This is a genomic window from Sorangiineae bacterium MSr12523, from assembly GCA_037157775.1.
GTDB classification, from domain to species: Bacteria; Myxococcota_A; Polyangia; order Polyangiales; family Polyangiaceae; genus Pendulispora; species Pendulispora brunnea.
In genome coordinates, this window is the sequence record CP089982.1 from 4540622 (window position 1) to 4566802 (window position 26181).

The window sequence follows — 26181 nt, forward strand, 5'->3', positions numbered from 1 at the left end:
ATTCTACTCGCCAACTGGGAAACGGCGGCCGTAGATGCCGGCGCGGGGATCGTTCGTCGTGTCTTCCCAGCCGATGGCCACGTAGGCGCCCGCACCGCCGACGGCCACCGTGGGATTGGCCCGGCCTCGCCCCGAGACGATGCTGGCCTGGAATTCCGATTCTTGCCCATCGACATGGTTGAACAAAGCGCCGGCATCGCCGCCTAGGAAGCGTGCGCGCACGTGGCCGCTGGGGAAGTCGACCCATGCGGCCACGTAGGAGCCACCCACTGCGGAGGAGCTGGCGATGACCGGCGCGTTTTGCTCGCCGTCGCTCACCACGTCGTTGATGGCATCGCGCTGATCGCCCGCGACGGCTTGCGCCCCCGTGGCGGTTACCTTGTAGCGCTGGATGAAGATGTCGCCGTTTTTGCGTCCCTGATCGGCCCACACGATGGCAAAGCGCCCATCCGGCAGCGCGGCCACCGAGGGATGCGACTGCACCCCCGAGTGCGAGGCATCGTTCACCGTCTGCTCGGGCCCCACGAGCGCACCATCGGACCTGATGAGCCGCATTTTGATATCGGTTCCGCTTTCCCACGTGGCCACGTACATCGCGCCGGCGGCGGCGCCTCCCGTTCCGAGCGTCGCCACCTTGATGCCATGGCTGCTCGAACCGCTGCCGATGTCATCGTGCTGCGGGCCCAAGGCCTTGGTGGTGAGGTTGAACGTGCGCCCGTGCACCCGGCCGCCCTCCACGTCTTCCCACGCGATGAAGAGCAGACCATCGGTGCCCAGCGCCACGGACGGACGAATCTGCCGCCCGCCTTCGCCGTTCGCCCCATTGATGACGACGGGATCCTGCCGACCTTGTTGCGCACCAAACGACGACGTCATGGATCGCAGGCTGATGTCCGGCGAGCCGCCGATGTCATCGTCGTACACGACGTAGTAGTTGCCCGCCGCGTAGACCGCCGTCGGACGAAACTGATTTCCACCCTCGGCCGTGGGCGGAAAGGCCGCGCCGGCCGAATTGTCGTTGGGCAGGTAGAAGGAGAAGTTCTGAATCTCCTGCCCCTGGCCCGTGTACGGCGCGAACGCATCGGAAAGGACGCGCATGGTCACTTCCGTTTGGCCCGGTGTCTGATCCCCGAAGAAGGCCACGAAGCGCCCGGCATTGCTCGCACTTGACGAGGCCGTGGGCCACAAGAAGAACGGATCCCGCTTGTCGCCCGGCTTGCCATTGGCGGTGCTGGGCGCGCCGTGGCCGCCCGACAGGTACACCTCGGACGTGTGGCACGAATCGTCGCAGGTCGGATCGGGCTTCTCGCACTGCTCCGTGGGCTCGATGGCACCGCTGCCGCAGAACGCCGGCTTGATGAAGCGCCGCATCTTGATCTCGACGGGCACGGCGTCCTGGTTGGCGATGGCCTTGCTGCATCCGACGGCCACGCGCTCGCCCGTGCCTCCCAGGCCTTCCGCGAAGAAGACGCGCACGTTGTTCGACTGCTCGATGGACACCTCGCCGCAGAACTTCACGCCGTCGGCGCAGCCCTTCGACGATAGTTCCTTCGTGGCCAGACGCCGGCCCGTCGGACCGGTGACATTTCCATCCGCCGCGCAGTCCACACCGTCCGAGGTGTCGTAGACGATGAGCGTGAGCTTGCGCACGTTGTCGAACACGCCGCGCGGAAACAACAGGGAAGGCCCGACCGACACCCGCGTCGGGTCGTCATCCGACGAACACGCCGCCACGCCCACAACACCCGCGAGAAGCCCAAAGAGGAAACGTACACCGCGCATGATCTGCGGGGTTTTATACATGATTTCTATTTGACTGATCGTTTCCAGAATCCCAGAAACCGCCGCTCGGCGCCTTTTGCGGAAGGCTCGGGGATGCGGCACACGCCCACGAACGAAAGCGCATCTTCCAGCGCACGACAGACCTCCACGCGCCCGCTCAAGAAGGCGCGACGATACCCGGCGCGCGCCACGGATTGCGCGACGCGCCCTGCCCATAGCTCGATGGCCGCAGTGTCATCGTCCGGGTAACCGCCGGCCAATGCCACCGATTCCTCATCGATCCGAACGGCGCAAAATGGGTAATCCCACGCCGCCGCGGCCTGCGCGTGCGCCAGATCGGCCCGGGCGGCCGCGAAGCCTTCCGCGGCTGCCGCGCGCATCGAGACCCACGGGTCGGCCGCCGAGTCGGTGCCCGTGGCCGTCACCGCGTAGGCGCCATCCAAGGTGGATCCGAGCAGGGTGGGGGAGCCTCCCCGTGTCGCGATCAGGTGCCCCAGGCGCCAGCAGGCGTGGAGCACGTCGCGCTGGGCAAGCTGGCCGACGACGCCTTCCACGATGAGCGCGCGCAGGGCGCGGGTCGCCTCCACCACGTCATGGTCTTCGGGAAGGAGTGCGCGCGCGTGGTCCCGGGTGCACCAGGCTTCCACCAGCGCATCGACCGGCGCGGTCACTACTTCTTTTCCGATGCCGGTGGGGGAGCCGTCTTCCGCATCGGCATGTTGCGAACACCGCCCTTCGCGCTCATCGCATCGAGCTCGCTCTGGGCGCGCGCCGCGTGCGTCGGCACCGTGAGCAGCCGCCCGAACAGGGCCCGCGCTTTGTCCGTCTGCCCCATGGTTTTGTAACAGAGGGCCCCCTCGAAGGTGGCGTCGTAGCCCACCGAGGTACCGTAGGCGCGCGCGGCCACTTGCTCGAAGCGCGGCACCGCAGCCGCGCACCCTTGCGATTCGCGCACGCTGCGTGCGGCCCAGAGCGATGCGCTGGAGTTGCCAGTCGCGGCCAGCCCATCGAAGGAGCGCGTTGCCTCGTCGTAGTTGTGCGCGCGGTACGAGGCCATCGCCACATCGAGGCTCGCGCCCTGATCGCCCTGCGCTTGGGACGCGCCTCCCGCCTGGGAGTCGACGCCGGTCTTCGCGCCACCCACCGCCACCTTGGCGGGGCTTTGCGCCTGCACCGCCGGCGGCGCGGCTTGCACGGGCGCACCGCCCGCGGCATTGCTCTCGCTGCCCTCGAACGAACCCGCAGCGCCGAGCGCCGCCGGTGCGGTCGCCGCAGCCAACGGCATCTCCTTCGCTTCCTTCTCTTTGTCGTCCGCCGTGCGCTCACGGCGCGCTTCGTCCTTCGCCACCCAGCCTTCGGCACTTGCAAACGCGGGCGGTGCGGCAGGGGGCGCGGGCTTGCGCGCCTCGACTGCACCATGTGCGCCGGTGGCGCGATCCGTATCGAGCGGGTTGTCTTGCTCGTCGGGCGCTGCGGAGGCGGCAGGTGCCCCTTGCTCGGTCACCACCATGGGCGCGCTGCCCATCTGTTGAACGCTGCTGCGCGCGCGCAGAAGCAGCACGCTGGTCGAGCCGATCATCAAGAGGAAGACCGCGGCCATCGCGGTTTGCGGGCGCATGGCCCAGCTGCCGGCCCAGGACACCACGCGCGAGATGCGCCCGCGCAGGGGCACGACCTTCTGCGCTTCCTTCGTGGCCGCGAGGATGCGCTCCTCCAAGCCCGCCGGCGGTTCCACCGTTTCGAGGATGGCGATGCGGCGGGTGGCCGAGAGCCCATGGAGCAAGCTGGCGCAACGCGCGCAGCCTGCGACATGTCGCTTGCTGGCGGCGCTCGTCAGCTCATCGAGCTCGTCGTAGAGCTCATCCATGAGCGCGCTCTCGAACTTCTCGCAGTCCATACCTTTCCTCTTATCGACTCCCTTATTTATCCACGCTGTTCATCGAAGTGCCCGTGCATACTCCTCGTACTCGCTGAGTGCGTCTTGCAGCCGTTCCAGCGCGTAGCGCATCCGGCTCTTCACCGTATTTTCGGGAACCCCCGTGATCTCGGCAATCTCCTTGAAGGGGAGATTCGCCAGCTCGCGCATCAGAAACACCTCGCGCTGGTCGTCGGGGAGGCCTTCGACCGCCTTGGCGATTCGTTGCTTGATTTCCGTCCCGCCGGCGTCCCGCTCCACATTGGCTCGGGCATCCGCGGTCTGCTCTCCCAATGTGGGACCCTCGCCATCGCCTTGCGCGTCACCGCTTCGTGCCTCATCCAGAGAGGGGTGCCTTCGCAACGCCCGCTTTCGCATCTGGTCGATGCAGAGGTTGCGCGCGATCGTGTAGAGCCAGGTGGTGAACCGAGCCTCGTGTTTGAAGTCGGCCGCGTTTTGCACCACCCGGACGAAGGCGTCTTGCACCACGTCCTCGGCGGCCTGCGTCGCGCCCCCTAGTTGCCGAAAGGCAAAGTTGTAGAGCGCCGTTTGGTGCCGCCGCACGAGTTGGGCGAAGGCCGTCCCATCCCCGCGCTGGTAGCGGATCATCAGAGCCTCGTCGGTCACCTCGGCGCGGGTAGGGCCAGAGCCGGTCACGGTCCCTCCTCACACGCAAGATGGCGGCTAACACGCGGGCAAACATTTCCTTTGAGGATCCGACGTGTAGGCCCTCCAAAAGATCTTTTGGCTCTCGCGTGGACTGCGCCCATGAGTTCGGCGTGCTCTCCCCGGTGCTCGTTTCCCCGAGGTTCGACTTCGACAATGTATCGAGGATCCGGCCAGAATATCGCCAGAAAACGGCAGGAGCGAGGAGCGAACCTTTCGGCCGGCTACTCTAATTCAGGCTACGCCCCACGGGCTACAGGCTACAGTGGCCAGCTTTGAATGTCCGGGCGGACGGGGGAACCCCAAGAGGCCTCAAGCGGACTTCTCGTTGCAAGCCAGCGCCGGGCACAACTAGACTGCCCATCGCAGTACGCAGTAGCTGGCTTGGTTTTGTGTCTTGGATTTGGTGAGAGGAAGGGTTTCCGAATGCGACGTCATGCGGCAATGGGTCTCACTTTTCTTCTGTCGGTCGCGGTTTCGTTCTCGGTCATCGCGCAGCAACCGACGGCCACGAAGGGGGATGGAAAGGCTGGCACGGCGAAAGATGGCGGAGCAACATCCACCGCGAGTCCGCAACCAGGACCTGCATCGGCAGCAACAACGGCAGCCAAGGACGGCGGCGCGCCCGTAGGCGCGGCGGCGGCAGGAACGGCGACGGCGTCTGGCCAGATGGATGGCCAAACGTACGCGGTGCGCCTGCGTGATCTCGAAGCGCGGGTCGACGAGCTGAAAGACCAGATTGGTCGCAGCCATCGGCGTCTCGCCCTGCTGTCGGACACGATCATGACGCAGGGCGCGGGAGGCTCGCGTTCGGAGATTACATTCCACAACGAAATGTCGAGCGCCTTCAAACTGACGCGCGCCCTCGTCACGCTCGACGGGGCCGTTCAGTACAACCGGCAAGACGACACCGGTGCGTTGGCCGACCAAAAGGACATCCCGATCTTCAGCGGCTCGGTGCCCGCGGGTGACCACACCATCTCGGTGGTGCTGAATTTCCAGGGTAACGGCTACGGCGTCTTCACTTACCTCCGGGGCTACAAGTTCGAGGTCAAGTCGAGCCACTCCTTCACAGCCGTGGAGGGCAAGACCATGACGGTGGACGCCACCGCGCTGGAAAAGGGTGGAGTCACCACGCCGCTCGAGCAGCGCCCCACCATCGAGTGGCACGAGAAGGTGCAATCGCTCGGCGCGCAGCCGGTTCCGGCAGCCGCTCCGCCAGGTGGGGCCGCAGCGCCTCCCGCACCCGGCGGCGCCGCACCCGCGGGCAGCGCGTCAGGGAGTGTGGGCGTCTCGGTCGGCGGGGGCAAAAAGTGAGAGGTCGGGCACGCCTACGGGGCGCCAGTATCTATCGCGTGTTTCTCGCGATAGGCGTCCCGCTGGTCTTACTTCCCTCGGCGGCCCTGGCCGACAGCTCCGATGACAAAGCACGAAGCGCGCAGGCCGACATTCAGCAGGCCGATCGCGACGTTCCGTCGGTCAATGCTTCCGTCGCCAACGCGCGCACGCAGCTTCTCTCGCCCGAGCAGCGCCTGGCCAACGGCGAAATCCTGTACCGCATGAAGGATTATGACCGCGCGTCGGTCGTCCTTGGCGAAATCATCGAGGGGTACCCCAATACCCCGAGCTACCCGGACGCCATGTTCTTGCGCGGCGAGACCTACTACGCCTCGCAGCAGTACCTCTCCGCCCGGCGCGATTACCGGCAGCTCGTCGATCGCGGGGGCGAGGCGCGCTTCCAGCCTTACTTCGGCAAGGCCCTGGCGCGCCTCGTGGACGTGTCGGTACGCCTTGGTGACACCGCGTCCCTGGACGAGGTTTACCAGCGCCTCCAGCAAGTGCCCCCGGCGCAAGTCAACGCGGGCATTCAGTACGCGCGCGGAAAAGCTTCGTATTTCCGCAAGGACTACTCCACCGCAGGGCAGCACTTCGCCCAGGTGCAGAACGGCACGCCGTACACGCACCAGTCGCGGTACTTCTCGGGCCTCGTCGCCATCAAGCAGGCGCGCCCCAACCCGAACCCGGTGGGCAAGCCTCTGCCGGTGGAGGGCAACGTCGGCAACGAGCCGCGCCCCACGCCGCTCAATTACAAGCCGGCCATCGAGGCCTTCCGCCAAGTGACGGTGCTGCCGGCCGATACGCCGGAACACCAGCACGTCATCGACCTCGCGTGGATGGCCATCGGTCGCTTGTTCTACGAGATGGACCAGTTCAACCAAGCCAGCGAGGCGTACGCGCGCGTCGGCCGGGAGTCCCCCGAGTTCGACACGATGCTCTACGAGCTGGCCTGGGTCTACGTGCGCCTGGGCGACGTGCAGCGCGCCGAGCGTGCGCTGGAGGTGCTCTCCATCGCGGATCCCGATTCGAGCTACGCCGGCGACGGCACCTTGCTTCGGGCGGACTTGCTCTTGCGCGCGGGCGCCTTCGACAAGGCGCTGCAGCTCTACCTCGGTGTGCGCGAGCAGTACGATCCGATGCGGGTCAAGGTGGAGAACTTCCTCGAGTCCACGAAGGACCCGGCGGTCTACTACGAGAAGCTCTCGCAGCAGCAGCTCGACGCGCTCGATTCGAACGAGCAGCTCCCGCCGCTGGCCGTGCGCTGGGCGCGCGAGGCCGAAGACGGTCCCGCAGCGTTCCGCGTCATCGACGACATCAACCAGTGCAAAAAGCTCATCGCCGATTCCGAGCGGCTCATCGACAGGCTGATCACGGTCAGCCAATCGGCGAACCGCGTCCGGGCCTTCCCGGAGCTTCTCGCCGGCGAGCAGCGTGCGCTGGGCCTCATCAACAAGGTCGCTCGGGCGCGTGTGCGCCTGGCGCGCGGCCTGGATGACGAGGAGCCGTCGGATCTTCAGGGCGAAATCGCCAGCGTCCGTGCGCAGCGCCGCGCGTTGATGAGCGTCGTCGAGCAAACGCCGGTCACGCAGGAGGACTTCGACGAGCGCGATTACGTCGGCACCCTGCAGTGGAACAAGGTGTCGCAGGAGCTTTCGCGCCGGGTCAAAGAGGTCGACTACCTCCACGCCGTGGTCAACGGCCTGCGGCGCATGCTGCGGGAAGATGCCCAGCGCGGCGTCGCCCGCGATCCGGCGAGCGTGCAGCGCATCCAGGGAGAGCTCGACGACAACGAGCGCCAGCTCAAGCTCTACCAGGACCAAGCCACCGAATTGCGCCGGCAGATCGAGATCGGTCGCGCCCAGGTCGGTCTGGGCGACGCACGTTTCCAGAACGACGCGCTGGCGCGGCAGCAGTTCCGCGACTTGGTCGAGCGCGAGACGCAGTTGGCCTCGGGCGGACAGGCGGGGTCGAATGCGCAGGCGTACGCCCAGCGCATCTCGCCGATCTTGTCGCAGGCGCGCCAGACCGAGGAGCGCGTCACCGCCGCGTTCAACCAGCTCGAGGTGCAGGTCACCCAGCGGGTCGCAGAACTGCGCGGCAAGATCGACGTCGAGGCGAAGAAGATCGAGGGCTACAAGGTGCAGCTCACCGCCCTGGACGGGGAGGCGCACGACCTGGTCGGTCACGTCGCCGAGCGGAACTTCACCTTGGTTCGTGACAAAATTCGGGGGATCGTTCTCCGGGCGGACGTCGGCATCACCGAGCAAGCCTGGGAGGTGCGCGAGGAAGAACTCGAACGGGTTCGCAACCTCCAACACGAGCGCGCGCGCGAGGAGCAACTCCTCGACGAAGAGCTGCGCGAAGTGCTCGACGACGCCGGCGAGGCACCTTCAGGTTCGCCGACGACGCCGGCCCCCGCGAAGTAGAGACCCAAGTGAGACAGCTTATGACCAACCAGAGCTTTTCGAGAAAGCGGTTCCGGCGTAGCCACGTGTTCGCAGCAGGAACCGCGGGCCTCTTGATGGCGGTCCTGTCGGTCTCCAGCTTCGCGCAGACGGCACCGCCCGGGCAGCAGCCGGCAAAAGACGGTGGAACGCCGCCCCCCAATGCTCAACAAGGCGCGGGCTTCCAGGTCGGGGCATCGGCGACGGCAGGTGATGCGGGCGTGAGCGCGACGGCCACCGGCGATGCCGGTGCACTTCGCGGTTTGCTGGCCAACCCCGATGGCGGCGTATCCCAAGTGCCCACCTTGGCCCCGCCCGTCACGCGCAAGACCGTGCCCCCGCCGCCGCCGCCTTCGCCCGCGCAGGTGCAGGCCCTCGGCGAGTTGAAGACCGAGGCGGACATCTACGAGCAGGGCGCGAAGGAGTACCGCGACACCGTCACCACGATCATCAAGCTTCATTACGAGACGAAGAAGCGCACCATCCTCGCCGGCCTCGATCGCGAGATTGCGACCGAGAAGGAAGAGCTCCGCAAGGCGCGCGACACCGCCATTTTGCGCCTCGAGGAGTTCATCGCGAAGTACTCCGGCCCGCGCGCCCATCCCGAGGCCACGCCCGACGCGATGTACCGCCTCGCGGCCTTGTACGAAGAGCGCGCGCGCTCGGACGAGGCGAAGGAAGACCTCTCGGTGGGCCTCAAGCCCGCGATCGGCCTGTACAAGCGCGTCATCGTCGAGTTCCCGAAGTACCGCGAGCTCGCGGGCATCTATTACTTCCTCGGCCACGCCTACAACGACTCGGGTCGCACCGAAGAAGCGCAGCAGGTGTGGCGTTCGCTCGTCTGCCACAACAAATTCGCGTACCCCACGCCGCCGGATCCGAAGAATCCCGAGGCCGACAGCATCGTCCAGCTGCCCCAGGACAACACGGAGGAGTACTGGCGCGCCTGGCGCTCGCGGCATCAGGATTACAAGAGCGCGAAGGTCAACAAGCCGGAAAACCGCTACGTCGACCCGTACCCGAACACCTGCGAGCCCATTCCCCAGCCGGGCCTGCGCCCGGGTGAGGATCCCAAGTACGTGGCCGAGGTCTGGTGGCAGATCGGAAACTGGGAATTCGACAACCTCGATATTCGCGGCGGTGTGGTGCGCGAAGAGATCGCGGCCGTGTGGGACTACAACCGCGCGGCGAGTGCCTACCAGCACTCCATGCAGTTCAAGAAGCCGCCGCTCTACGGCGTCGCGCTCTACAAATACGCCTGGACGCTGTTCAAGCAGCAGCGCTACGAGGCGGCGACGAAAGAGTTCGTCCACCTGCTCCTCTACACCGACGAGCAGCAGAAACTCACGGGCGACCCCGGCGCGGACTTCCGCAGCGAGGCGTACACGTACATCGCCGGCTCGCTGACGAACCTCGACTTCAAAGGCCCCGAGCCCGAGGAGCCGTTCATCCAGCGCCCGGACATCGTCGACACGGAGCCGAAGCCCGAGGTGGCCGAGGCCAAGCTGCACATCGCGGTCGATCGCGTGCGGGATCCACAGCTCATTCCGCAGGACAAGCCGTGGACCATCGAGATCTACAAGGCGCTGGCGCAGGAGTTCCGCAGCCTCAACCAGTTCAACAACGCCATCGAGGTGTACGAGTCCATCCTGAAGAAGTGGCCGATGGACCCCACGGCGCCGGACGTGCAGAACGCCATCGCCGAGACGTACGACCAGATGAACATGACGAAGCGCCCCAACACGCCGGAGCACGACGCGATTGCGGCGAAGGCGCTCGAGGCGCGCACCAAGTTGGCGAACTACATCGGCAACACGCCGTGGGTCGACGCCAACAAGGAGAACCCGGCGGCAATTCAGAACGCCGAGCGGCTCGTCAAAGGCGGTCTGCGCCAAGCGGCCGCGCAGCACACGAACAACGGCAAGCAGCTCCTCGTCGCGGCCAGCGAAACGGGCGATCCGAAGCAGCAGCTCGAGCTCCTCGGGCGCGCGCAGGCGGAGTACAAGCTCGCGGCGCTGGGGTGGTACGGCTTCGTCAAGCAGGACGAAAACGCACCGGACGCGTACGAGAGCCGCTACTGGCTGGCCGATGCGCGGCACAAGGAGCTTCGCATCGCGGTGCTCTTGCACAAGCTGCAGCCGCAAAAGTCGCCGGAGCCGACGCAGGACCAAATCGAGGGCGCGAAGATCGCGGCCATCGACGTCCGCGATTCGAACGAGGACGACAAGTACCTCTCCAATGCGGCGTTCTTCGTCGTCGAGGAGAGCGACGTGTACCGCGATCTCGAGTACCAGCGCTTCGACGACTCCAAGGGCACCGTCGGCATCGCCAAGCGCACCGAGGTTCGGTTCGACAACGACGGCCCGGACAAGAAGGTGCAGCGCGATCCGGTTCCGCCGAGCGTGCTCGCGAGCATCCAAGCGCGCGACGAGTACGTCCAGCGCGTGCCGCCGTCCCTCGACGCCGAGAAGCGCTCGCTCGACTACCAGTTCTACTCGGCCGACATGTACTTCGTGTACGGCCAGTTCGACCAAGCCCGCCCGCGCTACGAGCAGATGTACAAGGCGGAGTGCGGCAAGACGGAATACGGCTACAAGGCTTGGGAGAAGCTCATCACGATGAGCAACCTCGAGCGCGACGTCGACCGCTCCCGTCAATTGGCCGAGGCGGAGAAGGCGCACTCGTGCGCGGTGACCGAGGAGAACAAGGCTTCAGCCGGCATCCTCGTCAACCCGACGTTGCAAGAGGCCGCGTACATCGACGCCCGTAAGAAGTTCAAGCAGGCGAAGGACGCACCGCCCGGCCCGGAGAAGCAGAAACTCTGGCGCGAGGCCGCCGGCATGTACGAAGCCGCACTCTCGGCCGCCCCCGGCCGCGACGAGGCGCCGGAGGCCGCGATGAACGCCGCCTATGCGTACAAGCAGGTCGGTGAGTTCAACAAAGCCATCGAGCTTTACAACAAGTTCATCGCCGAATACGGCAGCGAAGCGCGCTTGGATGCCCTGCAAAAGGGCGATCCGAAGGCGAAGGTCGCGCCGAATCCGAAGCAGTACCAGGAGCGCCTGCAGTACCTGGGCACGGCGTACGACGAACTCGGGACCACGTACTACGGCTTCTTCAACTACCAGAAGGCCGCCGAGACGTACGAGAAGGTCGCCGGCAATCCGCGCTTCGACGAGAAGAAGCGCAAGGAAGCCGCCAAGAACGCGATGATCCTGTACGCGAACATGGGTCAGCGCGACAAGATGCGTGCAGAGTACACGACCTTCACCAAGCTGAATCCCACCGCCGAAGAGAAGGCGAATGCGGACTTCCTGGTGGCGGACTACGACCACAAGCAGTGGAATCCGTCGGGCCCCGACACGGGCGCAAACCGGCAGACCCGCCTTGCGGCGCAGAACTCCTTGGCGGCGTTCTACAACGCCAACAAGGGCAAGCGCGACGCCTCGCGCTACGTGCTCCAGGCCGCGTACTTCCACGCGAAGATGCAGAAGACCGCGGACGACAAGGGCTACCGCACCTGGTTCAAGAACACGATCTCGTCGTGGGAGACCTTCCGCAACGCGGGATTCGCCACCAAGGATGGCAAACCCGAGGCGCTCACCCCGCCGTTCGCCGACTACCCTGCGGAGGCGGAGTACACGTTGGCGGAAGACGAGATCAAGGCCAAGTACGACACCGATCGCCACAAGTACACGGGTGCGACGGAGGACGTCATCGGCGCGGTGGATCCGAAGACGGGCCGGGTCATCAAGACCGGCAAGTACCAGGGCAATGCGAAGGCGGCCGAGACCTACGATCAGCAGCTGCAGCACGTCGTGAGCACGTACCCCTCGCTCGAGTGGGTGCCCGCGGCGCAAGCTCGTCAGGGCGCCATCTACGATACGCTGCGTTCGGGCCTCTACAATGCGACCTCGCCGCCGCTCAAGCTGTTCACGCCGCAGCAGGAAGCGATGTTGAAGAAGCTCGAGGCGAGCGGTCGCGACAACCTGATCGAACAGGCGGACGAGATTCGCTCCACCGTCAAAGAAGGCTGGCGCACCAAGCGTGACAAGGAGCTCGCGGCCGCGGACGAAGTCATGGTCCGTCGTTACGCTTCCGCGGTGGCGCTTGCCCGGCAGTACAACGTACGCAATCCGGCGGTGACGCACGCCATCGAGCGGCTCGCGTACTTCACGGACATCCTCGGCGATGCGAAAATGCGCGAATACGTGACCAAGACCAAAGATCCGAACGACCCGTCGAAGACGCGCAATCTCGATTACAAGGACGGCCAGTACGTGCAATCGCGACCCGGCATCACGTCCGTGCCGCCTCCGTCGGGCGCAGCCTCGCCCCTTCCGGTGGCGCCATGAACGCGTTGCGATTCGGGCAAATCGGGACAGCGGTTCTTCTAATCGTCGCCGGTTGCGGCGGTTCGGAGCCCAAGGTCGAGTACCCGCAGAGCGATGCCGGCGGCGTCGTGCAAACCGGTGGTGGCGCCCAGGTGGGCGTCGCCGAACCCGGGGCGCCGGGCGAGTCGAGCGGCCTCACGGGCGCGGCCAAGGACGCGTACGATCGCGGCTGGAAAGCGTGGCTCGCGGGCGATCTGCCCGGGGCCAAGGCGGCCTTCAAGGAGGCGCTCGACAAGGCGCCGAACTCGCCGGCCGCGCACTACTCGCTCGGCACGGTGCTCGATCGGCTGGGTGACAACTCGGGCGCGCAGCAGGAGTTCCGCGCGGGCTTCAGCGCGAAGCCCGACTACGAGCCGGCGATTTGCGCGTACGCGCTCTCGCTGGCGCGAAGCGGCCACGCGGGCGAGGCGAACACCTTCATCTCCGACAAGCAAGTGAAGATGGGGAAGTCGCCGCGCATCCTCACGTGCGCCGCCGACGTGAAGTCGCTGGCGAACGACAGCGCGGGCGCGCAGCAGGCGGCGCAAGACGCGTTGCGCATCGACCCCGACTACAAGGACGCGATGGTGGCCATCGCGCGCGATCACTACAAGGCCCACCGCACCGAGCTGGCGAAGTACGCGCTGCAGGCCATCCTCGATGGCTTCGGCGACTCCAGCCCGCCTCGCGACAAGGACAATGCCGAGGCGCACCTGCTTCGCGGGCTGATCTTGCGCGAGCAGGGGTCGCGGCAGCAAGCCATGGCGGATTTCCAAGCCGCCGTGAACAAGCGTCCCGACATGGTGGAGGCGCTCATCCAGCTCGGGGCGATGAAGCTCGAGGCGGGCAACGTCGGAGAAGCACTGCCGCTTCTCGAGGGCGCGGTCCGCTTCGGACCGAACAACCCGCTGGCCCACTTGAACTTGGGCGATGCGTATCGCCTTTCGGGCCGGCCGCAGGATGCGAAGAAGGAGTTCGACACGGCGCTCTCGCAAGACTCGAGCTTGGCCGTGGCGCACTACGATCTCGGTCTGCTCTACCTGTTCACGCCCAACGTCCCCGGCACCACGGCGGACTCGCAGGTGGCCACGGCCATCAAGGAATTCGAAACGTACCGCTCGATGCGCGGCGCCAAGGCCCCCCCGGGCCAGAGCGACGACGTGGACGAGCTTCTGAGCCGCGCCAAGGCCAAGCAGGCCGAAATGAAGAACGCCGCGGCAGCCGGAACGGGTGGCGGAGGGGCGCCCGCAGGATCGGGCAGCGCTCCCAAAGCGGGATCTCAGCCCCCGCCCAAGAAGTGAGGTATGTGATGACCAAGCGAATCGTCTCGGCACTTTGCTTCTCGGTGGCGCTCTTCACCGCGGGGTTGGCTTCCGCGCAACAGGCCGGCGGCGCCAAAGGAGGAGCTGCGGGCGGCGGCAAGGTGATCACCATCGGTGAGGTCACCATCGTCGGACGCGTTCAAAAGCCCATCGCCTCCGTCGACGTGAGCAAAATCCAAGCGAAGCTGACCTTGGCCGAGCTCCGGCAGCCCTTCCTCGATCGCATCGAGCAGGCGACGCTCAAAGAGCCCTTCTAAGGACCGCATTGATTTTCGTCGTACTGGCCAGCCTGGCCGTCGTACTGACGTGCATCGGGGCGAGTTTTCGAAGGTTGTACTTTGCAACGACACCGACGGCGCTGGCTCCAGCGCCGCTGGTGAAGGCGCTCACGGGCCCGAAGGGAAGGGCGGCTTACGCAGACGTGTGCGCCGCCATCGTGGCGACACCCGATGCCGATTGGGAGCGCGATGTCGTGGAAGCGCTGGCGCAGCCTCCGGGCTTGCGTGCGGCGCTGATCAACGAGCAACTGAGCGAGCTCGATTGGCGACTGCAGCGCTGGATACGCGTTCCGCGCGTGTGCGCGAGCATCTCGAGCAGCGCGGGCTTTCTGCTCGCGGCCATGGCCTTGCGCATCGGACTTGCGGGCATCGAGAACCTGGCCGACGTCGACGTGGGCGAGCGCCTCAACGCCGCGGCGCTCGATGCGCTGGGCATCGCAGCCCTCGGCATGTGGGGAACGGTGACATGCATCTCGATTCAAATGCAGGCCCGACGCGTCGTGAAGTCGCGCCTCGAGGCCACCGACAAATGGATCGAGCGCCTCGAGGCGCTACAGCCGGGCCATTCCTAATCGGGATCCTTTTCGGAACCGTGGAATTCGGCTACCGTTCCAGCGGATGAAACTTTTGGCCTAGACAAGCCGTCCAAACAGCCACGGGAAGGAAGAGGCCGAGCGAATGTCGCAGACGCACCAAGGATCGGGGGCAGGGCCAGGGCAGCAACCGGGACAGAATCGCCCCGGGCAGATGACCGCCGTCATGCGCGCGGTCGCGCAGCAGGCTGGGCCGAAGGTCCTGCGGATCGGTCTCGTACAAGGTGGGCGGGTCATCGAGGAGCGCATCATCAAGCAGCGCACCAGCGTGACCATCGGCACCAGCGAGAAGTCGATGTTCGTCATCCCCTCGCAAGCCGTGCCTGCGCAGTTCAAGCTCTTCGAGCTGATCGGCACCGAGTACCACCTGAATTTCCTCGACGGCATGAAGGGCCGCGTCGCGCTCCAAACCGGCATCAGCGACATCGAGGGCCTTCGCGGGCAAGCCCGTCGCGTGGGCAACGCCTACCAAGTCCGCCTCACCGAAGAGGCGCGCGGCAAAATCGTGGTCGGCGAAACCACGTTCCTCTTCCAGTTCGTCGCGCCGCCGCCGCCCCAACCGCGTCCGCAGCTTCCGCTGTCCGTCAAAGGTGGGCTGGCCAGCCAGATCGATTGGGATCTGACGATCATTGCGGCGTTCAGCTTTCTGCTGCACTTCGGCTTGATCGGCGCCATGTACTCGGACTGGATGGATCCTCCGGTCAACGAGGACTTCAACATCCAGGGCCTGGTCGATCTGTCGAAGAACCTTCCCCCCGTGCAAACGGAAACGCCGACCGACGCCACCCCGAGCCCCTCGGCCACGGCATCGGCGAGCCAGCCGTCGGAGGGAAAGAAGGCTTCGTCCGGCGGCAAGGCCGGTGGCGGCTCCGTGAGCGATCGGCAAGCCGCCGCGCTTTCGCAGCAGGCCGAGGCGATGCAGATGCAGATGCTCGCGGCCTTCGGTGGCAATTCCGCCGTGCAGGGCGCGTTGAATCGAAGCGACATTCCTCCGCAAGACTTGAGCGGCGTGGCCAAATCCGGCGCGGGCGTCTCGAACACGGGCGGCGATCTCCGACTCGGTTCGGGCGGTGGCGGCGTGGTTCAACCCGGTAAAGCCGGCGGCGGCCTCGCAGGCATCGGCAACACGGGCGGTGGCGGCACCGGATCGGGCGCCGGCAAAGAGACGGCGGTCAAAGGCCCGACCGGCGACGCGCAAATCGGCTCGACCACCGCGTCGGTCCCGGTTTCCAACGCCGAACGCGTGGTCGCAGGCCTTCGTCCCAAGTTCCGCGCTTGCTACAACAAGGGTCTCGCCAGCGATCCCGGCATGGCCGGCGCCGTCACCATCGTCACCAAGGTCGCCCCGAACGGCGAGGTCAGCGCCGCAGACGCTTCCAACGTCTCCGGTCTCTCGTCCGACGTCGTGGCCTGCATCCAACGCGCGGTCCGCAACGCGCAGTTCGACGCCCCCGGCGGAAGTGGTTCGACGATCAACATCCCGGTCAAGTTCGTCCAGCAAGGCAAATAGCCCTCAATCGAACCGCCAAGACGCCAAGAGCGCCAAGAAGGATGGATTTGTGCTGAAGCGCGTAAAAGCCGCGCTTTCGCAAAACCTCCCAACCTTGGCGTCCTTGGCGTCTTGGCGGTTCGCTGCTCCGGCTGTGTCCAACGCAGCCGTAGAGAAACCCCGTTCAGTATCTCTGTGGGCTTATGAATGGGCAGATGCCGGGACGCATCGAACCTCCCGTTACTCAAATCCCGCTTGAAAAGGGGAGATACAGGTTCATTGCCAGGTTTAGTTTTTGCCCGGATGAGTCACGTCGGGTGGTTGACACCCCTAGGGGCCATCGATAGAGTCCGCGAATAACTCGCTCCAGCACACTGCGGCAAGCAGCAGCACTGAAGTTAAGCGTTAGCGTGCGAGAGCTTTGCGGTACCCCCCCTGGCATCACTTCCAGACCATGAGGGTTGGAATGCTAGTCCGCTCGCCGTCTCGTTCAGCATCCACTTCAGCATCCGCGTCCAAGACCAAGGGCACCGTCGTGAAGACCCTCGCGGGCTTTGCATTGATTGCGCTGGTCGCCGGACCTGCCGGTGCGCAGACGGGTGCACCGCCACAGCTGCCGCCCCCCTCCGGAACAGGAACGCCGGCGACGACGAACCCTCGACCCTCCGATGCCATTCAACCGGGCGCAGGTGCGGCCGCGGGTGTACAGGCCGATGCCCAGGTTGGCTTCGGCCGTCGCGTCCAGCTGACGCCGCAAGAAGAGGTGGTCGAGGCGGACCGGTCGCTTTCCCGCATGGAAGGCGCGGCCATGGGCATCCGCAAGCAGTTGGAGCAGGCCCGTCAGCAGAGGGACGTGGTGAAGACCCTTTGCTTGAATGACAAACTTTCCCAGACCGACGTGGCGATTCGCTCGGCGCGGGATCGCTCGACCGCCCTCAAGATGGCGGCCCAGCGCAACGACGTGGAGTTGGCCAACCACGAGTTCACGATTCTCACGGTGCTTCGTCAACGCACCGAGCAGCTCACCGCCGAGGCCAATCAGTGCATCGGCGAAGAGTCGGCGTTCATCGGCGACACGCAGACGACGATGCTCGTCGATCCGAACCTCCCGGTGGAAGACACGACGGCCTTCCCACCGCTCGATCCGATCGCGATCTCCGAACCGCCCAAGTGCACCTCGTGCAGTAGGTAGGGCAGTAGTTAGGCCCGTCGGCCGCGTCCTGGCTTGGCCATGGACGACAATCAGATTCTCGCTCCCTCTCTCCAAATCTGGTACCGGCTCGTTTACGCGAGTCGGCCGCTATCCCTCCTCTCTTTTCTTCGCGCGATTTCCTAATGACCACAGCATACCCGGCACGCTCGTCACGACGACGCACCCTTTCGTGTATCGCTGCTCTGGTGGGGCTTGTTGCACCGTTGTGCGTGCCGCAGAAGGCCAATGCGCAAGAGTGGCTAAAGGATCGTCGCTACCAAGAAGGAATCGGCGTCCGCACGGGCGACTTCGAGCTGCACCCCGGCATTGCGGCGGAAATTGGTTACGACTCCAACTGGTTTCTGCGCTCGCACAAAGTCGATGGGACCCACATCGCCAACGGCGATCCGAATGCTCCGATCCAGGACGGCGCCCTTCTCCGCATCACCCCGTCGATCACCTTCTCGACGTTGGGCACCCAACGCAGGGCGGGGGACAGCGAGAACGCTGGAAAGCCGGTCGTGCAGTTCCGCGGCGGCCTTTCGGCAACGTACCGCGAGTTCTTCGGACCGCAGCGTCTGCGCGACCAGCGCAACGTGAGCGCGACTGCGAATATGCGGTTGGACATTCTGCCCGATCGGCCGCTTGGTTTCGGCATCGAAGGCCTCTACACGCGCACGATCCAGCCGAATACCACGGGTGATCCCGACCAGTCGTTCAATCGCAACGACATCGAGGGCAGGGCGGAAATCGTCACCGTCCCGGGCGGCGGCACGCTCGATTGGCGCTTTGGGTACGGGCTGCACGCCACGCTGTTCGAGAACAGCGCCGCGGTTCCGTACAACAACATCACGCACGAAGCGTACACGAAAGGCCGCTGGAAGTTCCGTCCGCGCACGGCGTTCCTCTATGACGGCAGCGCGCGTTTCCGGAATTACATGGGCGACGCCGACCGTGCGACGGTGCGCTTGTTCGACTCGACGCCCGTGCGCGCGCGACTCGGTATCAATGGCCTGGTCACCTCGCGCTTTGCATTCCTCGGCATGGTGGGTTGGGGCGCGAGCTTCAATCGCCCGGCCAATATTCCGCAGGTCAAACAGTACAACAGCGTGATCGGCCAGGCCGAGCTCAAGTTCTTTTTGAGCGCGGCGCCGGGCGATGCAGACCAGGGTGTCTCGCTGTTGCTTTCCTCGATTGCGGTCGGGTACACGCGCGATTTCCAGGCGAGCTACCTCGGTTCGCACTACGGGAGCGATCGCGGTTACGCCAAAGTGCAATACATGTTTGCCGGCCGCGTGCTGCTTTCGCTCGAGGGCGGCGTGGCGGCCCTTTCGTATCCCGATTTGTTTTACCCGTTGGGTTCGCCGCAGGAAAACCAGCTGGCCCAGGCGGGTTGGACCGACATTCGCGCCGACGCTACTTTGTTTGCTGAATATCGATTTAGTAACTCGTTCGGCCTGAATACGACGTTCATTTACACCACTAACATCAGCGACACGCGGTTGCCGATTGCCGCGATTCCCTCGGCCGGCGGGACGACTGGCGATCTCTACGATTTGAATTACCGGCGCTTTCAGGCCTTCCTCGGCGTACGCTGGTTCCTGTAAAACGGCAGGTACGCGGTTCCGCGGCGGGGCCAGGATAAGCAGGCAGCACCCAAGTGAAAATTCGATTTGTATCTCTGATGATCGCGACCGCCCTGTTCGCAGCATCCATTGGATGCTCGGGCGGTCATCCCCCCAGGCCCAACATCCCGGCGCCGGTGCAGAACTCTCAGCTCGGCCCGGGCGACAAGATGGAAATCTTCGTCGTGGGCGAGAAGGACCTGCCCAAGGACTACATGGTCAACCCGGATGGGACCTTGGACTTTCCCTACGTGGAGCACCTGAAGGTCCTCGGCTTGGAGCCGCAGCAGGTGGCCGTCCTCATTCGGGAAAGGCTGGTGCAGGGCAAGATCCTGAGCGATCCGCAGGTGATCCTCACCGTGAAGGACTACGCGTCCAAGCGGGTGAGCATCATCGGCCAAGTGCAGAAGCCGGGGAGCATCATGTGGATCCCGGGCATGCAGTTGGTCCACGACGCCATCTCGCAGGTGGGCGGCTTTACCTCGATCGCCGACAGCAATCACGTGCTGCTCACGCGCCAGGTCGGCCGCGACCAAAGCAAGACGTACGTCATCAGCGCAGACGCCATTGCCGAGGGGGTTCAGCAGGACATTCCTCTGCAGGCGGGCGACACCATCAAAGTCGACCAGCGGATCTTCTGACCGCCCCGTGATCACGTGACCGCGCGAACGTCGACTCCACGTAAAGCATTGCCGCGGGTCCTCCTTCTCATCACGGGGGGAACCATCTTGATGCGCGGCAAGCCGGTGCTGGAGCCCGACAAGGCGGCCGCGCGCGATCTCTTGGCGGAGGTGCCGGCGCTGGGGCGCATCGCGCGCATCGATACACGCGTGCTCTTCCTCATGGATTCCGGCGATTTTCAGCCGGAAAACTGGGTGGCCATCGCGCGGGCGGTGCACGAGGCGCTTCGCTCGAACAAGTACGCGGGCATCGTCGTGGTGCACGGCACCGACACGATGGCCTACACGGCAAGCGCGCTGGCGCTTTTGCTCGGGCCCATCGATCGCCCGGTGATCCTTACCGGCTCGCAGCGGCCGCTCGCGGAGCTGCGCACCGACGCGCGCGAGAACCTGATCAACGCGACCTTGGCTGCGACCTTGCCGGTGCCCGAGGTGGCCATCGCCTTTGCCTCGCGCGTGCTGCGCGGTGCGCGAAGCATCAAGCGCGATGCGTGGGCGCTGGAGGCCTTCGACTCGCCGAATTGTCCGCCGCTGGCGACCATGGGCGTCGGGGTCGACGTCCTCGGTCACGTGCGGAAGAAGGGCCGCACGGCGGCGACCTTCGATCCGCGCATCGAATCGCGCGTGCTCGCCGTGCGCGTGTTTCCCGGGCTCGACCCGGGGCTGCTCCAGGGCGCCCTGCGCGCGGGCGTGCGCGGGTTGGTGCTCGAGGCATACGGCACGGGGAACCTGCCCCACCGCGGCGCATCGCTCATTCCCGCGCTGGAAGAGGCCCGTGCGCGCAAGGCGCCCGTCGTCGTGGTGAGCCAATGCCCGCGCGGCGCGGTGGACATTGCCCGGTACGCGGGCGGGGCGCAGGCGTCGGACGCCGGCGCCATTTCCGGTGGCGACATGACCGTGGAGTGCGCCCTGGCCAAGCTGATGATCGGCCTCGGGCGCTTCGGGGCAGGCGAGCGCTTGCAGCGTTACCTGGCGACGGACACCGTGGGCGAGATCACTTCCCCTGGAAAGCCGGCTCGCGCTTCTGCACGAAAGACATGATGCCCTCCATGGCATCGGCGCTGCGCAGAAGGCGCAGCTGACCCTCGCGCTCGCGGCGCAACGCATCTTCGATGGATCCGAGGCTCGCGTAGAGCGCGCGGCGGATCTCGCGGTAGGCGAGGGGAGGGCCCTGCTCGATCTGGCGGGCGACCGCGAACGTGGCCTCGCGCAGCTCGTTGCTGGCCACGACGCGCGCCACGACACCGAGCGAGAGCAGCTCGGGCCCCATGATCTTCTCCGCGAGGAGAATCATCTGCATCGCCCGCGCGGTGCCCACGAGGCGCGGCAGGAAAAAGGTGCCACCGCCATCGGGCATCAACCCGATTTTGACGAACTTCTCCTGGACGTAGGCCTCCGGCGTGGCCACACGCAAATCGCACACGAGCGCGAGATCGGCCCCGAAGCCCACGGCACACCCATCGAGCATCGCAATCGACGGCTTCTCGCACTCGACGATGGCCTTGATGACCGAGTGGTACTCATCGAGGTACGTCTCGAGGTTGTCGAGCAAGTTCGGGTCGGCCATCAGGTTCTTGCGCAGATCGGCCCCGGCGCAGAAGTGCTGGCCCGCACCCGTAAGCACCACGCAACGAAGCTCCGGATCGCGGTTGGCTTTGATGAACGCGTCGCGCACACCGCGAATGACCTCGCGGGTGAGCGCGTTGCGCGCCTCGGGCCGGTTGATGGTGACGAGACTCGTGCGACCGATGCGCTCGACCGTGACTTCGCTGCTCATGGAACAATATTTAGTACACGAACGATTTCTATGCAAAAGAATACCGGACGATTCGCTGCGTCAGGCCTGCGAATAGAAGTCCGACGTGAGGTAAACCCGCACCACGCGCTGGATGAGGATCTTCACCACCGCGCCCAGCGGAACGGCGAGCAAGACGCCCAAAAACCCGAACAGGGAGGCGGCGGCCATCATGGTGATGAGCACCTCCAAGGGCGCGAGGCCCACCGACCGTCCGACGATGCGCGGTGTGATCAGCAAGCCATCGAGCAGCTGCACCCCGCCCATCACGGCGAGCACACCGAGGAGGCGCCCCGGCCCGTGCCAATCGAGGGTGGCCATGGCCAGGGCGATGAACAGACCGGTGAAGAAGCCGATGTACGGAACGAAGGCCAACATGCCGGTCATGACGCCGATGGCCACGGCCAAGCGGATGTCCACGATGCGAAGGCCGGTGGCATAGAGCGCCGCGAGGACGAAGTTGACCGTGAGCTGCCCGCGCACGTAGCCGCCGAGGGTGCGGTGGATCTGGTTGGCCACGTCGGTGACCGGCGCAATCCAGCGGCGCGGAATGAGCTGTCCGGTGCGGGCGACGATGCGGTCGAAGTCGATGAGCAAGTACAGCGCGAACACCGGCACGATGAGCGCGCTGAGGACGACGGCGACGTAGCTGAGGGTGCCAAACAGGGCGAGGGCGAGCGCGCTCAGCAGGCCGGGACCCTGTTTTTCGAGCCGTTCGCCCAAGGTGTGACCGAGCTCACCGAGCGAATGCGGCACCTTCAGCTTGAACGTGTTCCACAGCCACGGCTCGAGTCGGTTCTCCAGCCCCTCGAACTGGGAGGGCAGATCCCGCGCGGCGGCGCGCAATTCGTCGAGAAAAAGCGGGATGGCGTACACCAGCACCAGGATGACCAGCGCAAAAATGCCAATCATCACCAGCATGGCGCCCAGCGTGCGCGGCACCTTGAGTTCCTCGAGCCGGTCCACGAAGGGATCCAGCGCGTAGGCCAGGAGAAACGCGAAAAACAGCGGGACGATGACACCGCGAAGCAGGTAGGCCACCCCGGCGGCCAGGAGCACGCCCAGGAGGATCCAGGTTCGACGCCAGGTGAGGTATCGATGAGCCCGCGATTCCATCGGTCCAAAAGACCGTATCCTTCGCGCGTGTGCTAGAGCAACCGCCGCGACCCGATGCCGCCCCGATTCGACGAAAACGCACCCAGGCCCGTTCCCCCGCTTCCGGATCAAGACGGAGGTACGCTCCCGCGCCTCGTTGCGGTCATGCAGCGCCTCCTTGGACCGGATGGTTGCCCGTGGGATCGCGAGCAGTCGTTCGAAACGCTGCGCCGCTACGTCTTGGAAGAGGCGTGCGAGGTCATCGATGCCATCGACGGGAAAGATCGCCATCAGCTGCGCGAAGAGCTGGGCGACCTGGCGCTGCAAATCGTGTTTCAGGCGGAGCTTGCGCGCAGCGAAGGCGCCTTTGCCATCGACGACGTGATTGCGGCCATCGTCGACAAGCTGGTGCACCGCCATCCGCACGTGTTCGGCGACGTGAAGGCGGAGGACGCCAAAGAGGTTTTGGCCAACTGGGAAAAGATCAAGGCCGAGGAAAAGAAGGGCCGCCCCATCCTGGCCGGCGTACCGCGAAGCTTGCCCGCGCTGACGCGGGCGCAGCGCATTGGCGAGAAGGTCTCGCGCGTTGGCTTCGATTGGGACGATGCCAAGGGCTCGCGCGCCAAGGTGAGCGAGGAAATCGGTGAGCTGGAACGCGCCATCGCCAGCGGCGAAAAAGCGGCCATCGAGGAGGAGTTCGGCGACGTGCTCTTCGCGCTGGTGAACTTGGCGCGGCACATCGACGTCGACGCCGAGTCGGCCCTGCGCGCGACGATCGACAAGTTCACGCGCCGTTTCGGGCACGTGGAGCGGCGCGTTCAAGAGCAGCATGGCGGCTGGGGCGATCCGCGCTCGAACGGTAGCCAAGCCAATCTGCCCCTGGCGACCTTGGACGTTTACTGGGAAGAGGCGAAGGCCGCCGAAGCGAAAGTCGAAAAATGATTGCGAAGTCGTCCGAAATCCCGCCCGTGGCGCGCACCCCCGAAGAATGGGGCGATGCCGTGCGCAAGATGGGAGGCCGCGCCTACCACGGGAAGCAGATCTTCCGCTGGATCCAGGCCCGTGGTGTGCTCGACCCGAGCCAGATGAGCGATCTGCCGAGCAGCATGCGCCAGGCCCTCGCCGAGGGCGGTGTCGGCCCGGTGGTATCGATTGCCGAGGAGCGGCGGTCGGCCGACAACACGCGCAAGATCCTGGTGAAGCTGCGCGACGGTGCGACGGTGGAAACGGTGCTCATCCCCAACGTGACCGCGGGAAAGAGCTCGCTGCCCGATCCGACGCGTCCTGCAGGCGATGTTCTGGAAGACGCCGACGCGGCGGCCGCGGTGGAGGACGAGGACGAGGCCGTGGACAACGTCGCACGCGTAACCCAGTGCATTTCGACGCAGGTCGGCTGCGCGATGGGCTGCGTCTTCTGCGCGAGCGGGCAGGCGGGGCTCAAACGGCATTTGGGGCCTGATGAAATCGTCGCGCAGGTGCTGCTCGGCAAGAGCCGGCTCGATCCGGGCGAGCAGCTCCGCAACGTCGTGTTCATGGGCATGGGCGAGCCGCTCCACAACTACGACGCGACGGTGCGCACGCTGAAGCTGCTCACGCATCCCGATGGCATCTCGCTGTCGTCGCGGCGGGTGACGGTGTCGACCAGCGGGCTGGTGCCCGAGATCGAGCGCCTCGGGCAGGACTTCTCCGGCAACATCGGCCTCGCGGTGAGCTTGCACGCGGCCGACGACGAGACGCGTTCGCGCCTTCTGCCGATCAACAAGAAGTACCCGCTCGCCAAATTGATGGGCGCCTTGCGCGCCTACCCGCTCCCGAGCCGGCGGCGCATCACCATCGAGTACACGTTGGTGGCCGGGCGCAACGACAACGCCGAGGAGGCGAAGAAGCTCAGCAAGCTGCTTCGTGGCCTGCCGGTCAAAATCAATTTGATCCCGATGAATCCGATTGCCGATTCGGCGCTCGGGCCGCCGGACCTCTCGAGCGTGCTCGCCTTCCAACAAGTGCTCTGCGACGACGGCTACTCGTGCTTCATTCGTCGCCGCCGCGGAGACGACGTCAGCGCGGCCTGCGGACAGCTCGCCCTCGCCGGTGCGAAACGAAAGATACGCCTCGTCAGTTGAGGTCTAGGTCAGGTCCCCCTTCATGCTCCCCTACATCAACGTTTCGGACATCACGATCCCGATACCCGGTACCGGTTTGACCATCCCGCTGCATCCGTTCGGGCTCTTGGTCGCCACGGGCGTTCTCATCGGCACGGCCCTCGCGACGCGGCGTGCGCGTCAGCGCGGGCTCGACTTGGACAAGCTCAATTCGTTCATCACGTGGATGCTCGTCGCCGGCTTCATGGGCGGCCACATGCTGGACGAGATTTTTTACCACCCGACGGAGATTGCCAAATTCGAAAATGGGCACTTCGAATGGGTGCGGCCCTGGTCCCTCCTTTTGCTCTGGGAGGGATTGAGCTCGTTCGGTGGCTTCATCGGAGGCCTCATCGGCGTTTTGCTCTGGAAATATTACGAGCTGAAACCGAAGTTCAACGTCGGGCCGTTTTCCGTCGTCTGGTTCACGCGGCGTCCCGAAGTGCAGCCGGTGCTGCCGTTCTGCGATTTGATCCTCTCGGTGTTTCCCGTGGCGTGGATCTTCGGCCGCGGCGGTTGCAGCGTGGTGCACGATCACCCGGGCGCGCGTGCGACGGCGGATGCGCTCTTTGCGGTGGGGTATCCGTTCCCCGACTCGAACCTGCATCCGCGCGTGGACGAGTTCATCAAACTGATTCACGGCGCCTATCCGCGCTACGATTTGGGGCTGCTCGAGTGGATGTTCACCGTGGTTCTCGCGCTGGCCTTCGCGCTCACGTGGCGTCGGAAGCTGCCCACGGGCACGTACGTCGTGGCGACCGCCTTCGCCTATGCGCCCGTGCGCTTTGCCATGGACTACTTGCGCATCGCCGACGAGCGCGGTGCCGATCCGCGCTACGGCGGATTGACGCCAGCTCAGTGGTCTTGCATCGGTCTTTTCCTGTTTGGCGCTTGGCTGCTCACCCGCGTGCGCGCGATGCACGCGAGGGGTGTGGATCCGATGGACCGCGTGCTGGCGGCGCCCGAGCAGGACGCACCTTTGCCGGAGAAACAGCCGGCTTAGGCGTAAATCCTCGGGGAAATAAAGGATGGGTTCGCTTTGGCGCCCGAATGTGCGGCGTTTCATGCCATGCGCCGGGCGCGTGAAATCGTCTCACAACTCTGGCGCATTCCGTGCTGATACGGCACCCTCGGTAGGGTGAATGATCAAGGTCGATCGCCTCGTCCCGCGAGCTCTCCGCCTCCGCGCCCGGCGCCCGTGAAAGCGGCGAATACCATCGGGAAGGCCCCCGCCAAGCCCGTCACGCCCCCCGCGAACCCGGACCGTGCAAGCGGTGGTGGGCATAGCCCCTCTGCGTCGGGACCCTTGGCCAGGCGTGCTACCACGTTGGTCTCGCGTCCGCCGCCGCCGCCCGCACCGGGTGCCACTGCCGCGACGCCTGCACCGCCGTCTGCGAGTTCGCCCGGGCCCGCACCGGAAGGCGGCGGGTCGAACAAGAGCAATCTGGTCGTCACG

The 26181-nt window shown here is 65.5% G+C and carries 21 protein-coding genes; 14 read left to right on the top strand and 7 right to left on the bottom strand.

The window, feature by feature from the left end:
- Nucleotides 1-3: 3 nt before the first annotated feature.
- From LZC95_17890 to LZC95_17905, 4 genes are read right to left on the bottom strand one after another with little or no spacing between them, the layout of a single operon-like run.
- Nucleotides 4-1782: a hypothetical protein gene (locus LZC95_17890; protein ID WXA98691.1), complete on the bottom strand. Its 1779-nt coding sequence runs from the start codon at nucleotides 1780-1782 to the stop codon at nucleotides 4-6.
- Nucleotides 1783-1808: 26 nt separating this feature from the next.
- The gene (locus LZC95_17895; protein ID WXA98692.1) at nucleotides 1809-2453 is read right to left on the bottom strand and encodes a hypothetical protein; all 645 of its coding nucleotides are present in this window, start codon (nucleotides 2451-2453) and stop codon (nucleotides 1809-1811) included.
- The gene (locus LZC95_17900; GenBank protein ID WXA98693.1) at nucleotides 2453-3679 is read right to left on the bottom strand and encodes a zf-HC2 domain-containing protein; all 1227 of its coding nucleotides are present in this window, start codon (nucleotides 3677-3679) and stop codon (nucleotides 2453-2455) included. Before LZC95_17900 ends, LZC95_17895 begins: the two co-directional genes overlap by 1 nt.
- Nucleotides 3680-3718: 39 nt before the next feature.
- Nucleotides 3719-4354 (bottom strand): RNA polymerase sigma factor, encoded by a 636-nt coding sequence (locus LZC95_17905; GenBank protein WXA98694.1) that lies wholly within the window; start codon nucleotides 4352-4354, stop codon nucleotides 3719-3721.
- A 453-nt stretch (nucleotides 4355-4807) separates the two neighbouring features.
- On the opposite strand from LZC95_17905, the gene LZC95_17910 reads away from it, so the two are divergent.
- The 11 genes from LZC95_17910 to LZC95_17960 all read left to right on the top strand — a co-directional run bounded on the left by LZC95_17910 (nucleotide 4808) and on the right by LZC95_17960 (nucleotide 20738).
- On the top strand, nucleotides 4808-5680 hold the full coding sequence (locus LZC95_17910) for a hypothetical protein (protein WXA98695.1): 873 nt from the start codon (nucleotides 4808-4810) through the stop codon (nucleotides 5678-5680).
- A 38-nt stretch (nucleotides 5681-5718) separates the two neighbouring features.
- Nucleotides 5719-8127, top strand: a complete 2409-nt coding sequence (locus LZC95_17915) for a tetratricopeptide repeat protein (GenBank protein WXA98696.1) — start codon at nucleotides 5719-5721, stop codon at nucleotides 8125-8127.
- Nucleotides 8128-8135: 8 nt separating this feature from the next.
- Nucleotides 8136-12500, top strand: a complete 4365-nt coding sequence (locus LZC95_17920) for a tetratricopeptide repeat protein (protein WXA98697.1) — start codon at nucleotides 8136-8138, stop codon at nucleotides 12498-12500.
- The gene (locus tag LZC95_17925) at nucleotides 12497-13819 is read left to right on the top strand and encodes a tetratricopeptide repeat protein (GenBank protein ID WXA98698.1); all 1323 of its coding nucleotides are present in this window, start codon (nucleotides 12497-12499) and stop codon (nucleotides 13817-13819) included. The genes LZC95_17920 and LZC95_17925 overlap by 4 nt, the downstream gene beginning before the upstream one ends.
- An 8-nt stretch (nucleotides 13820-13827) precedes the next feature.
- Complete coding sequence (locus tag LZC95_17930; GenBank protein ID WXA98699.1) at nucleotides 13828-14097, top strand: hypothetical protein; 270 nt, start codon at nucleotides 13828-13830, stop codon at nucleotides 14095-14097.
- Nucleotides 14098-14105: 8 nt separating this feature from the next.
- Nucleotides 14106-14690, top strand: a complete 585-nt coding sequence (locus tag LZC95_17935; protein WXA98700.1) for a hypothetical protein — start codon at nucleotides 14106-14108, stop codon at nucleotides 14688-14690.
- Between the two features lie 106 nt (nucleotides 14691-14796).
- Entirely contained in the window at nucleotides 14797-16221 is a 1425-nt protein-coding gene (locus LZC95_17940; protein ID WXA98701.1) for an AgmX/PglI C-terminal domain-containing protein, read from the top strand.
- A 514-nt stretch (nucleotides 16222-16735) separates the two neighbouring features.
- Nucleotides 16736-17392 carry a hypothetical protein gene (locus LZC95_17945; protein WXA98702.1) on the top strand — a complete coding sequence of 219 codons (657 nt, stop codon included), beginning with the start codon at nucleotides 16736-16738 and terminating at the stop codon, nucleotides 17390-17392.
- A 206-nt stretch (nucleotides 17393-17598) separates the two neighbouring features.
- The gene (locus LZC95_17950) at nucleotides 17599-18999 is read left to right on the top strand and encodes a hypothetical protein (GenBank protein ID WXA98703.1); all 1401 of its coding nucleotides are present in this window, start codon (nucleotides 17599-17601) and stop codon (nucleotides 18997-18999) included.
- A gap of 77 nt (nucleotides 19000-19076) precedes the next feature.
- On the top strand, nucleotides 19077-19658 hold the full coding sequence (locus LZC95_17955; GenBank protein ID WXA98704.1) for a polysaccharide biosynthesis/export family protein: 582 nt from the start codon (nucleotides 19077-19079) through the stop codon (nucleotides 19656-19658).
- Between the two features lie 48 nt (nucleotides 19659-19706).
- Nucleotides 19707-20738 carry an asparaginase gene (locus LZC95_17960; protein ID WXA98705.1) on the top strand — a complete coding sequence of 344 codons (1032 nt, stop codon included), beginning with the start codon at nucleotides 19707-19709 and terminating at the stop codon, nucleotides 20736-20738.
- Here the strand turns inward: LZC95_17960 and LZC95_17965 are convergent.
- A complete protein-coding gene (locus tag LZC95_17965) occupies nucleotides 20692-21474 on the bottom strand; it encodes an enoyl-CoA hydratase-related protein (GenBank protein ID WXA98706.1) in 783 nt (260 codons plus the stop codon). The two genes, LZC95_17960 and LZC95_17965, sit on opposite strands and share 47 nt — an antisense overlap.
- A gap of 60 nt (nucleotides 21475-21534) precedes the next feature.
- Nucleotides 21535-22608: an AI-2E family transporter gene (locus tag LZC95_17970; GenBank protein ID WXA98707.1), complete on the bottom strand. Its 1074-nt coding sequence runs from the start codon at nucleotides 22606-22608 to the stop codon at nucleotides 21535-21537.
- Between the two features lie 144 nt (nucleotides 22609-22752).
- On the opposite strand from LZC95_17970, the gene mazG reads away from it, so the two are divergent.
- The 3 genes from mazG to LZC95_17985 are packed head-to-tail and all read left to right on the top strand — an operon-like array spanning nucleotide 22753 to nucleotide 25728.
- The gene (gene mazG / locus LZC95_17975) at nucleotides 22753-23529 is read left to right on the top strand and encodes a nucleoside triphosphate pyrophosphohydrolase (GenBank protein WXA98708.1); all 777 of its coding nucleotides are present in this window, start codon (nucleotides 22753-22755) and stop codon (nucleotides 23527-23529) included.
- Nucleotides 23526-24707, top strand: coding sequence for a 23S rRNA (adenine(2503)-C(2))-methyltransferase RlmN (rlmN, locus tag LZC95_17980; GenBank protein ID WXA98709.1), 1182 nt, complete (start codon nucleotides 23526-23528; stop codon nucleotides 24705-24707). The genes mazG and rlmN overlap by 4 nt, the downstream gene beginning before the upstream one ends.
- A gap of 22 nt (nucleotides 24708-24729) precedes the next feature.
- Complete coding sequence (locus LZC95_17985) at nucleotides 24730-25728, top strand: prolipoprotein diacylglyceryl transferase (GenBank protein ID WXA98710.1); 999 nt, start codon at nucleotides 24730-24732, stop codon at nucleotides 25726-25728.
- A 143-nt stretch (nucleotides 25729-25871) separates the two neighbouring features.
- On the opposite strand, the gene LZC95_17990 is transcribed toward LZC95_17985, so the two are convergent.
- Nucleotides 25872-26180 carry a hypothetical protein gene (locus tag LZC95_17990; protein WXA98711.1) on the bottom strand — a complete coding sequence of 103 codons (309 nt, stop codon included), beginning with the start codon at nucleotides 26178-26180 and terminating at the stop codon, nucleotides 25872-25874.
- Nucleotide 26181 lies beyond the last annotated feature (1 nt).